This window comes from Bacteroidales bacterium, from assembly GCA_035299085.1.
Lineage (GTDB): Bacteria > Bacteroidota > Bacteroidia > Bacteroidales > UBA10428 > UBA5072.
On record DATGXG010000060.1, the window covers coordinates 43,693 to 55,041 of the forward strand.

At 34.6% G+C, this 11,349-nt stretch carries 7 protein-coding genes; 2 read left to right on the top strand and 5 right to left on the bottom strand.

Annotated elements, in window-relative coordinates; genetic code table 11:
• Positions 1-11: 11 nt before the first annotated feature.
• The gene (locus VK179_20275; protein ID HLO61098.1) at positions 12-1,076 is read left to right on the top strand and encodes a S41 family peptidase; all 1,065 of its coding nucleotides are present in this window, start codon (positions 12-14) and stop codon (positions 1,074-1,076) included.
• 106 nt (positions 1,077-1,182) lie between these two features.
• On the opposite strand, the gene VK179_20280 is transcribed toward VK179_20275, so the two are convergent.
• A complete protein-coding gene (locus tag VK179_20280; protein ID HLO61099.1) occupies positions 1,183-2,418 on the bottom strand; it encodes a hypothetical protein in 1,236 nt (411 codons plus the stop codon).
• Between the two features lie 808 nt (positions 2,419-3,226).
• On the opposite strand from VK179_20280, the gene VK179_20285 reads away from it, so the two are divergent.
• A complete protein-coding gene (locus VK179_20285; protein ID HLO61100.1) occupies positions 3,227-3,562 on the top strand; it encodes a cupin domain-containing protein in 336 nt (111 codons plus the stop codon).
• 129 nt (positions 3,563-3,691) lie between these two features.
• Here the strand turns inward: VK179_20285 and VK179_20290 are convergent, their stop codons facing one another.
• From VK179_20290 to VK179_20305, 4 genes are all read right to left on the bottom strand, one after another.
• Entirely contained in the window at positions 3,692-4,825 is a 1,134-nt protein-coding gene (locus VK179_20290; GenBank protein HLO61101.1) for a hypothetical protein, read from the bottom strand.
• Positions 4,826-4,954: 129 nt separating this feature from the next.
• Complete coding sequence (locus tag VK179_20295; GenBank protein HLO61102.1) at positions 4,955-5,725, bottom strand: hypothetical protein; 771 nt, start codon at positions 5,723-5,725, stop codon at positions 4,955-4,957.
• Between the two features lie 186 nt (positions 5,726-5,911).
• Positions 5,912-8,935: a metallophosphoesterase gene (locus VK179_20300; GenBank protein ID HLO61103.1), complete on the bottom strand. Its 3,024-nt coding sequence runs from the start codon at positions 8,933-8,935 to the stop codon at positions 5,912-5,914.
• 1,223 nt (positions 8,936-10,158) lie between these two features.
• On the bottom strand, positions 10,159-11,139 hold the full coding sequence (locus VK179_20305; GenBank protein HLO61104.1) for a hypothetical protein: 981 nt from the start codon (positions 11,137-11,139) through the stop codon (positions 10,159-10,161).
• Between the last annotated feature and the right edge of the window lie 210 nt (positions 11,140-11,349).

An 11,349-nucleotide genomic window follows, 5' to 3' on the forward strand; every position in this document is an offset into this window, starting at 1 on the left:
ATATAATATTCATGTTTTTAAACCATTACATTAAAACATGGATCATTGCGCTATCCACTTTTATTAGTGCAAACGGATTCACTCAAAACAACGATCCTGTTACCAATTACAACTATTTTGTAAGAACGCTGAATGAGCATTATGGACTGTTTCCTTATAAGAACATAAACTGGGACTCGTTATGTATGTATTATTCTCAGTATATTAACCAGGAGACCTCACCGGATACGCTGTTCTTCACCCTTTGCAGGTTAGCGGGGCATTTAAAAGACAAACATGTATGGATTGACAATGACAACTATGCTTATAATTACTCAATAGGTAAAATTGCCTTAACCGCCAGGATGGATTCCATTTTCGGTGCCAGGAAAAAACTGAAGGATTCAGGGACAATAGAACGCACCTATCTTGATAAGAATTCTTTTACATCGCCAACCTGCAATATAATAGCCGGAAAAATAGACAGCGTAACCGGGTACCTTTCGCTCGACTGGTTTGACGGGAACGTAAAAAAATGTGATTCGGCAATGAATAAAGCAATGCACAGTATTTCCGGTTGCCAATACCTGGTAGTGGATATACGGAACAATATTGGAGGTACGGATTCGTCTTCGCTTTTAGTTGCCAACTACCTTGTAAAAACCAATCACTGCTACCAGGTTTCGAAAATAAGGGATAGCAGGGATAAAAGCGGGTATTCCCTGCCCTTGTACTGGCATACCGATCCAAGACAGGGATCCGGATTTAAAAAGATCGCAGTGCTGATAAACCGCTACACGATAAGTGCAGCGGAAACATTCTGCCTGGCACTTAAAGATCAACCGGAAATCCTGTTCATCGGGGAACCGACAGCAGGAGCGTTTTCAGATGCAACCGATGCCATTCTCCCTAACGGATGGCATTTCTCGTATTCCATAGGTGTTTGGACGGATTGCCAGGGAGTGTTGTGGGAAGGAAAAGGCATTCAGCCGGATTACAGAATAAATAGCATGGAGCCTGAATTGACTGATCGGGATGTGTACATTGACCAGGCATTAAAAATCCTCAAAGGCAATTCAATAAAACCACTCCGGTAAGCCAGGATAAGTATTCATATAAATAAATCCTAAAATATGCCAACCATTGTGAAAAAAGGCGATGCCCAATGGGTAAACATGAACGAATCTGGATCATGTATCTTCTCTATAACTCACTCCAATCGATGCTATATGTATTTCCCAGCAGATCATTATAAAATACTGATACCTTTTTTAAATTTGGAATGCTGATAGGAGTTTCGGGAGTAAATGAATATACGCCTGATACACAAGTACAACCATTGAGGTCAGCTCCTTCATTTTTTAAGTACGGAGAAGTATAGAACTGATTCATGTTAGCATCTGTGAATTGAATACTTACGTCAGTCAGAATATTCACCGGATCAACAGAAGTTCCATTTGGCAATTTGTATTCAAGAGAAATAGAAACAACATTTCCATCATTATTCGTATGCAAAGTAGGCAGAACAAAAATCTGATTCTGACCCGCCTGATCATTCGAATATTCCATTGTGCAGGTATAGTCATCAATATTTATTGAGTATATCCCTTTTTCAAACAATTTCCCATATATAGTTCTTCTTATACCTGAATAGAAACCACCATTGCCATCCGGATTAATGAAGTATGTATAGATATCATTATAAGGATTACCGGTTGGTCCAAACATAGATATCTGTGTAGGTTTTGAGAATCCCTCTTCACCTTGTAACTCGATCATATAATCTATATTTGCCGTATCAATATCTGACAGAAGTGCAGGCGTGTTGTTTAATCCCCATTTTGCCGCTTTTACACCGAAACGTGTTTTAATAAATAGCTGCCTTTTATCAAGAACGTCAGGCTTTCCGTCATTATTCGCATCAGTGTTTTTTGCAAGTGATTCAAAAAATCCATCGATCTCTTTGAGCCTGTTAATCTCATCAGTACTAATAATAATTTCATTACCAAAGGGATCATGTGACGGGATAACACTTGTCCCCATGATTGTCAGGTCAGCAAGATCGATTGTAGTATTTTCACCATCCGCTAAATTGCTCAGCGGAAGCAAATTCAGTCCTTTTGCTGAAAGTGTTCCGATGTATGTATTGTTTGTATCAAGGAAAACAAATGATGTGGCAGTTCCCAACCTGGCACTTGCAGAAAATGCGCCATTGACGATATCTATAAATTCAGATCTGAGCATTCCGTTATTAAGATTTACCACAAGCACTTTCTTTGCATCAGAAAGTGGCAGATCTGATGCGGATAGTGATTCTGTACTTTTCGTGGAACCTTGCGAAATTCTTCCTTTGATAATTATTCCGGTACTTTTTGATTTTTCTTTCTCACAGCTGACAATACCAATCAATATGAGAGTTATGATGATAAGATTTTTCATGATGGGTTCTTTATTGAAAATCATATTCGCAAATCTTATTATTTATTTTAATATAGGTTATCAAGATAATCATAATTTGAACAGCTGGAGTAAAGTTTCCAAGAAAATTAGCGTGTCATGCTGGCAAGTACTTGTTAAACATGGTAGTAATTTCTTCTATTCGAACCGGACCATCGGATATCTCAAAGCACCAGCGGTGCGACATTATGGTAGAATATCTGGTTGCCTTACCATACTCCAAGCACCAGCGGTGCGACATTATGGTAAAACAAAATCTATTTCATAGACCATTTTCATACCAGAGATGATGATCTTTACTATTACCACTTCATATTTTACTGTAATTACATTCGGTAGGTGGCTTCGCCCCCTAACCCCCACTTCATTCTTTTTCTTGCCAAAAAGAACGAAGCAAGAAAAGGCAAGACAAAACGACCCCCGCCCGCTCTGCCGAAAGGCCCCCCTTCGCTAAGGCTACGGTGGTTAAAACAGGAATTTCTAATAACCGGACGACAAGCTCGTTTATAAGAAATTCCATGCCTTTCGACATTCACTGCTTCAGCCCCTCCTCGTTTTGTCATGGCCAGCCCACGGTGCTTTGAACTTGGCTGTGCTATAATTTTATGGTACGAACAGCACCAGCGGTGCGACATTATGGTAGAATATTTGCCAGCCTTATCATACTCCAAGCACCAGCGGTGCGACATTATGGTAATTAAAATGGAATTGATACCTTTATAATGCTTCGAAAACCGCAAAAAAATGAAAGTAAGTAAGTTATTAATGGAGAAAATAAATTTCTGCTGCTATGCCCCACCCGATTAAAACCATTGTGAAAAAAGGCGATGCCGTGAAGAAGCAATTCCTTGGAGTCAATTTTGAAGTGCTGGCCATTGGCAAAGAGTCCATGGTAACAAAGATGCTATTCAAACAGTCTGATTTTGCCCCGTTTCATAAGCATCCCAATGAACAAAGCGGGTATGTTATTTCAGGCAAATACAAATTGCTATTTGATAATAATGAATACATCCTGGCCGCCGGAGATTCATACTCCATTCCTGCCAATATGGAGCATTCCCTTGAAATAATTGAACCCGGTGAAATTATTGATGTATTTACGCCGGTGAGGGAGGAGTATTTGTGATGTATCTTTAAGGCGAATGGAAAGCCGAGTGTTTATATGCACTTATTGTACCGATAACCTTTCCGACCTGCCTAGCATCAAAGGGTATATACGCTTTAAGCATCAGATTAATATTGTATACATTTCAGATCATTTACCAAGATATGAATTAGCTATATATGATTCGATAAGTTCTTTTTCATAAATTTTTTCGAGCTTATTAAAAACATGTATTAAAATAGGCGTTGAAGGTTTAGAAAGAAACCGACCAATAACCGCCAATAATGGTCCGGAAAGGGCTGATATAGCTAATAGAAAATTAGGATTCTTTTGGGCTAAGCCTGCATAAATCAAAGTGGCCGCAGAGTTGACCATAGAAACAATTGCGCCATTGAGAATAAAGCTATGGCTTATTAAGCTTTTGTTACGCTCATTCTTCAGTTTCTCAAGTTCATCTATAATTTGATTAAAATTACTTTCGTTTTGCTCATTTGATTGATTAATCCTAGGACTAAAAAGTTCTCTAAGTTTTTCTGCAAATTTTTTTTCTTGTGTTATAACAGAATAAAACGATGAGGTTGAAATGCCATCTAAAAATGCAAAGTGACCATCATTAAATAGCTTAGCTAGACAATTGTGTAGTTGAAATTGCTCCTTATTGTAATAGTCAATATCAATTTTTGGAAATTTTGGAATCTCCTTGTCAAAATAAGTGTATGGATGCAGGGAAAAATCATCAACGATACTTAAAACTGACATCAAAGCAAAATCAGCATTTGACAATTTAGATATTTCAATATTTTGAAAAATATTTCTTGTTTGGGGATACCACATAATTGGTGGAGGAAGTATTCCAATTGAACCATCTTTAATAACATTTTCCAATAATAACAAATCACAAGCTATGCCACCTATAAAATCAAAATACCTATAATCATCCTTAATGTCCTTTAATGCCCGAGAAAACAAAAAATCCCAAATAACCACTCTATCTCCAATTAAGAAACCAAGTTTTATTAACTTTTGAAAATCGCTAACCATACCATATCCAACTGTTTGTATTAACTTCTTATCTCTAGTAAACGAAGCAGTGTCCGTTATTGCATCATCAAGTAATGAGCTATTGTATATATCATCAATATCTTTTTTTAAACGCTCTAATGAAAAAATATTAATTCTTCCAGGAAAGAATATAGGTTGTTCGTATTCATTAGTTTCTATATGAAGTCTTTCTCTTATGGAATTAATATACTTTATTGATATTTCTGTTACTCTGTCTTTCATGATAATAATATATGTTGCAATAAGGACATGGTATGTACAGTTGCATGATTCTGAGCGATTATTTGTCTAGTTAGCAGAGGGTAGCCAAAAGACTGCAACCTCGAGCACAATATCGGCCGAAGGCAATAGTTATTTATTAATTATTCTTAGAATATACTTTATCCCATAAGGATTTAGTTCACCTTTTCTGTTTATATAGTTATTATATTGATCTGAATCTAAAACCAAACCAGTATTATTTGTAATATCAAATCTTAGCTTGTTACTACCTTTTTTGATAAAATTTTTAATATTGACCTGATTAAGTTTTAAATATCCTGCAAAATTTCCAATTATATTACAATTTAAAGCTACGAGACACAAATCATCTACAACAAGACTAAATAATGCTTCTTCAATTAGTTCAATATTATAATCAATATGAAACTCTTTCTCAAAAGAATAGGAACCACCTTTGGTTGCTTCTTCATCAGTAATTAATTTAGTGTGGCAAATCCATTTTGAAGATGAAAGTTCAGGAAAAGTGACATAACCCTTCCAATAACCGTTGTCTGAAAATGCAAAAGAGCTTTTCGCTTCTAAACGATATGAAGGTGATCCTATAAATTGAGTAGTTTCATCACTTACTATATCAATTACTTTGTTACGGACGGATTTTAAAAAGAAAAAATTCCATCTTCCAATTTTGCTTTTGAAGATTATAAGTATCAAGATCAATAAAATTAATAAAGCAAAAATTGGTATATGTACCTTAAAAATGAAAATGTCATAAATTTCCTGAAGTACCATAGGCATTTTTGGCTTTATCGGTTTTAATATTTCTACAAACACATATAGAAAAAACGCCCAAAAAGCTATAAATCCTTGATTATTGTTGCACCAATTTCTAAATTTTCTCATTTGTCTGAATTTTGGTATAATTGTTGTCAACCTTGGCGGTATCTTTAGTTTCCGATTTCGAAGCACTTTCATATCAAGTTACAATTATTTAATACGAACTGTGCGCCTCGAATAAGCACTGCATCGGCAACTAACTACCACATGTTGGTAGCAGTATTTAAGCAAGGTTCATTTAGTATTTAATCATTATTCTAAATCTTTGATATTTCTTTTTGGTAAAATACTATTAGAAACTTTTCTTATAGTACCCTTTCCAGGAGAAGGACTTCCTGTATTATGTTTTGCCCAGCAAGATTTAATCAAAATTTCTGTTTGTTTCAATTCTTGTTGAATCATATATTTTGTAGAATAATTATCCGATAAAATAGTAAATAAATCACCTAAATAATAGGAATTTTTTCCAATGCTTTCGATATACATTTGAATTGATTCTTTCCATGTTGCGGGCCTCTCACAACTGATTATTAAAGCAATTATATGCCTGACTTTTGGATCAGGATATTCAATTAAATATTTGTTTAATAATAGAATAAGTTTATCAGAAAAAAAGTCATCTTTATACCAATTCATAATATTAAAGGGCATAGCTATAACAATCTTCTTTAAACATTCACTATACTCTTTCGGAAAATCATCAGTTAATTGAAATCTAGCGCCTCCAACTCCTCCAAAACCATTTTTTGCTAGAATAGGTGCAATTAACAATAAAACTCTCGTAACTTCATTCCATGCATGAAATATAGATTTGGCTAATTCTTCCTTTAAGACTGATGAAATGAATTCGCTATTTCTTAATGCCCGCGATGCAGATCTTGTTAAGTCCATAAGGTTCTTAACATCATAATCCTCTAGGAAAGAATGAATTGTTTGATGATATGGTTTTATGCTGTCATAATTATTATCTGCAATAACATCTTTTATATCATCTGGTAATCTGGAATTTTTTACTCTAGCTTCTAACTGATCTTGAGTCATGCCCTTATTGGTTTCATTCAATGACCATTTGATATTCGTAAACGGGTCAATGTCTTCTTTTAATCCTATTTTCCCATGGACAATTGCCGATAATCGCTCTAATTCAGAAATAAGCTTTTTTACAACATCTTCTCTAGCACCATCTGTTCCTGAATAAAATTCAATAATTTCGGGGTAGTACACTGAATGTTTTATATCAAACATATAATTTGCAAACTCATCCGAAATTTTCATTCTACTTGCAGCAAAGTAATATATCCAATATGAAAATCTAAAACGTAAATTCCCATTGTGATTTACGACAATTTGAGTGTTCTTTAAAACAGCAAGAAGATCAGAAATATTTGTAGAATTATAATTCTTCTTAGCAAATGGGACAGTTTCCCTAAAAAATTCGTCTTCAGTAAAGGTTTCTAGATTTCTTCTTAAAAGAAACTCACAAAAATAACCCACTATAAAAGAGCAATTTTGTTCGTCCAATTCATTACCATAAAATAAATTGCCTGGATTTTCAAAAATAACTTTAAGTATATAGGTAAAAACTTTCGATCGATTGACAGGTCTGTTCTCAAAATTATTAATAAAAGCAATTAGAATTTGCAAACAATTTATAGGTGTTCTATGAATATTTAAATCAATAAGATCAATATTTAGCCTTTCAAGTACTTTGTTTTCTTCAGCAATATGTTGTTTGTTGTTAATATATTTTACAAGTTTTCTCAACCCCGATCTATCTAGCTCTTTTAAATAAAGTTGTTTAAAACCTTCATGGCTCTCCTCTGAGTCTAATCCATCAATGATAATTGAATCGTGAAAATTGGATAAAATAATAAAAGGTATTTCTGGAAATATGTTTTTTACTTTTGCTAATATCTTCGATGCATCTTTCATTGAATTTCGCCAGTTATCAAGTAATAAGCACCTTATATATTGTCTATCAACCTCATAACTTAAAATAGCATTATCAATATCAGAAATAGCTTTGGAAAAACTCCAACCTTCGCAATCAAGATATAACCAAAATTTTTTATTTAATTCCCATGACTTTAGTGATAAATACCTTGCATAACATGTAAGTCCAAATTGAGGTGCGGCGATTATCTGATAATTTTGAGAATTATTTAAAATATTTATATAATCGAATTTTTCGCATTTATCTTTTATAAAAGTGGAATTTGGAGGTGAAGTGCTTAATGTCCTTTCAATCCAATCTGGAGTCTGAGAATAAGATTTCATTGAAATATTAAATTCAGTTTCTAGCCTTTTTGTAATAAAATCGTCTGAAGTAATCTTGTTCTCTACTACAAATTCTAAAATTCCAGAGTCAGTACCTGAGAAATCTCTACCAGCCATGAATTTCCTTTGTTTTTTAACCCATTGCCTATATTCTATTCTAACCAAATCAGTATCATTAAATGTCAAAATTGAATATCCAAGTGTATCATTTTTATCAGAAAAAAGCTGGGGAGAACATATTTTTATAGACCCATTGTAATTAGTAACAATCTCCTGATCATGAATATGACCATTTATCAAAATATTTATATCTCTTTTGATCATCGATTTCAGTTCATTTTGTGCCCAATTTGATAAATGTTCAATTGGGTGATGCATAAGCAAGACTTTTTTTCTTCCACTAGTTTCACTTATCCACTTATTTATGGAAGTTGTTTCAATTTTCAACTTGCCTTTATCAATTATGCCGTTAAATCCACCAGATGAACAGAGAGCACTGTTAAGCAAAAAAATGCTTATTTCAGGTACTAAGTTTTCCGAATAGCCATAGAGATTAAAATGTGGTAATTCAAGTTTCTCATTGCAAAATTTCTCAAATGGGATGAATTTTTTCAATAAAATATTATCGTTTGACTTGATAAATTCATTGAATTCTGATTCAGAATATTCTTTTGAAATCGTTTCATTATGACTATCAAGATTATTTTCAACGATATTCCTGTTTAAATCATGATTACCTGGTAAACAAAAAATGTTCTTAATATGAACGAATTTAACTAAACGAACAATGAAAGCATCATAAAAACTATTATAAATAATTTCATTGCTACCCGCTTTCACAAGATCCCCAGTAATAATGCAATATGTACTATCTTTATTTAGATTTGATTCTTTTTCTTTTAGATCATCAAAGAAAGAATTTAGAATAAGTCCTTGATTTTCTGGTTCATTTTTTTCAAAATGAATGTCTGAAATATGAATTACTTTTATATTACTCATTTTCGATTCACCTTTTGGAATTTAGTAGGTTTTAAAAATTATACAAATTTTTTACGAGGAAATGTTCTTAGCTAAACAAGATCATATGGAATACTAAATACATGTGTTTTATATTACCGTTCGGATATACACAGTGGCAATCAGTAAGATTTCCTAACACTATCACACCGCTTTGAACTGACTGTCAGTGTCATTTTTGGTACCGAAAGATACTGCATAATCAGGCTCATGATTACATTTTGAAATTAATACTTTCTAAATGGATTTTTAATGGCCTTACAGGGCGCATTTTCAGCGCCCCTTTGGCCATACTTTAACACCCTCGGAATAACAATTGAATGTTTTGGGTACTGTTTAATACCTCGGGAAGGCAAAAAGTAACCCTCGGTTGAAATTTTTTTTTTGTTAGGCTTGAAATATAAACACTAAAATTTTATGTAATGCCTTTGGCATTAGGAATTTTAACACAAAGAACACGAAGTGGGATCGTCACAAAGAACACCAAGTAAAGATCACAAAGAAAATGACTAAGATTAAAACTTTGTGATCTTAGTGAAGATTTCACTTTGTGAACTTTGTGGTTGAATAACATCTGCTTTAGCGGAGGCGTACTGTTTGTTGACTAAAGTCAACCGGATTTATACCGCCCAGCCACGGAGTGGCGATATCTTTGTAGTAATTGCTGTGATTTTGGAACGCTTGAGCCACGCTAGTGGCGGCATCTTATGATTTCGCCACTAGCGTGGCTCTGTGTTTACAGGAAGCGTTCATACTACAAAGATACCGCCACTAGCGTGGCTATTGCTTAAACCTTCGGTTTAAGCGTAGGAACCGGTCATCGCAATGACGATATGAGTTAGGCAGTGCTTAAATCGGAGCACCCGCTGAAAGCAAAGCTTTCAGGCATTCGTGTGCATTCGTTTTAATTTTTTATTCGTCTTTAATTCGTGGTTAATTGTTTTGAGCCATTTAGTCTTATTAATTAGGTATTATTAGTTTTGATTTGTGCATTCGTGGCAAGTTAAGGCCGCTAATATACCGCCCAGCCACGGAGTGGCGATATCTTTGTAGTAATATCTATGATACTGGAACACATGAGCCACGCTAGTGGCGGCATCTCAAGATTTCGCCACTAACGTGGCTCTGTGTTTAAAGGGAAACGTTCTTACTACAAAGATACCGCCACTAACGTGGCTATTTGATCCGAATTCTCCAGTTTTATTCTATTTGTCAATGAATTTTATATCATCCAAATAAATAGTACATCCATTAGGATTCCAGGCCCTATCAGTTACCCAACAAAATCCACCAATCATGGAGGTTAAATTATCGTCGCTTGTAAAATCAATCCTGTATTCCTGCCAATTAGCTGTAAGCGTGATGACACCAGTTGTTCTGGCAGGATTTACACTATCACTATATTTTCCGGTCACACCACCGACTTTGAATTCTGCCTTTTCTCCACCGTGATTGCCCTTTGCCATGAATACTAAACTTTTCGCACATGAAAAATCGTATTTAATTGGGTCAGGCCTTGACTCTCCCCACTTGCAACCATAACAGAACCAGTAAATACCTGCCCCTATCCAGCCATCGTTTTGGCACGGTTCCTTAGTTCTTGCTGAATATTCGATTTTCGTGCAGGTTTCTCCGGAATACGGGGCTAAATTGCATTCTGTATCCATTTTTAAATCATTTGTGTTACACATAAATCCACTTGGAATAAAATATTCTTCAACATTAATAACATAAGGAGATGGACAAGGAGGAGTTTTTACAGTGATAAAAAAAACTGAAGAGTGGGCCAAACCATTTTCACCTGTGCCAATTAAAGTAAATTGATACTTGCCCGGGGCAACATTGCTACCTACTTCTATCATTACCTTGCTATCAAAGTCTGGTAATGTAGGAGCTTCAGGGCTAAAAGTAAACCTTATATCCTGTTGCTGTCCTTGTGTTTCAAGATTAACAGGTTTTTTGAAATCAAATCCCAGAATAGAAGCATTCTTTATTGATGCATTGGTTTCGCTTCTGCCTCCCTGAAACACGACAATTTCCAATGGTTTAATGTTAACCTCAAAATGCGGCTTGCAAACAGAATAAAGTTCGTTACCAAAAAATATAGCTAAAATTGCAATGATGGTTCCAATAATAAATCTCCAATCTTTCCAAATTGGATTTGCGGTTGCTTTTGTTCGTGCCATTGTTTTAAAATTTTATTTCATTAATAATTTGTAGCTATTTACAAGTCCGGCCGATTTTATAAAGTGACCCCATGAGCGCATCATGTCCCCGCCAATGAGCCGTTGCATAGATGGAAGCTTCCTGATTGTTTTTGGTACTGTTTAATACCGCGGGAAGGCAAAAAGTAACCCTCGGTTGAATATTTTTTTTGATAAGATTGAAATATAACC

Excerpts from the sequence above, each read along its gene's own strand:
- VK179_20300 (HLO61103.1), bottom strand. The coding sequence starts at position 8,935 with ATGAGTAATATAAAAGTAATTCATATTTCAGACATTCATTTTGAAAAA.
- VK179_20290 (HLO61101.1), bottom strand. The coding sequence starts at position 4,825 with ATGAAAGACAGAGTAACAGAAATATCAATAAAGTATATTAATTCCATA.
- VK179_20295 (HLO61102.1), bottom strand. The coding sequence starts at position 5,725 with ATGAGAAAATTTAGAAATTGGTGCAACAATAATCAAGGATTTATAGCT.
- VK179_20305 (HLO61104.1), bottom strand. The coding sequence starts at position 11,139 with ATGGCACGAACAAAAGCAACCGCAAATCCAATTTGGAAAGATTGGAGA.
- VK179_20275 (HLO61098.1), top strand. The coding sequence starts at position 12 with ATGTTTTTAAACCATTACATTAAAACATGGATCATTGCGCTATCCACT.
- VK179_20280 (HLO61099.1), bottom strand. The coding sequence starts at position 2,418 with ATGAAAAATCTTATCATCATAACTCTCATATTGATTGGTATTGTCAGC.
- VK179_20285 (HLO61100.1), top strand. The coding sequence starts at position 3,227 with ATGCCCCACCCGATTAAAACCATTGTGAAAAAAGGCGATGCCGTGAAG.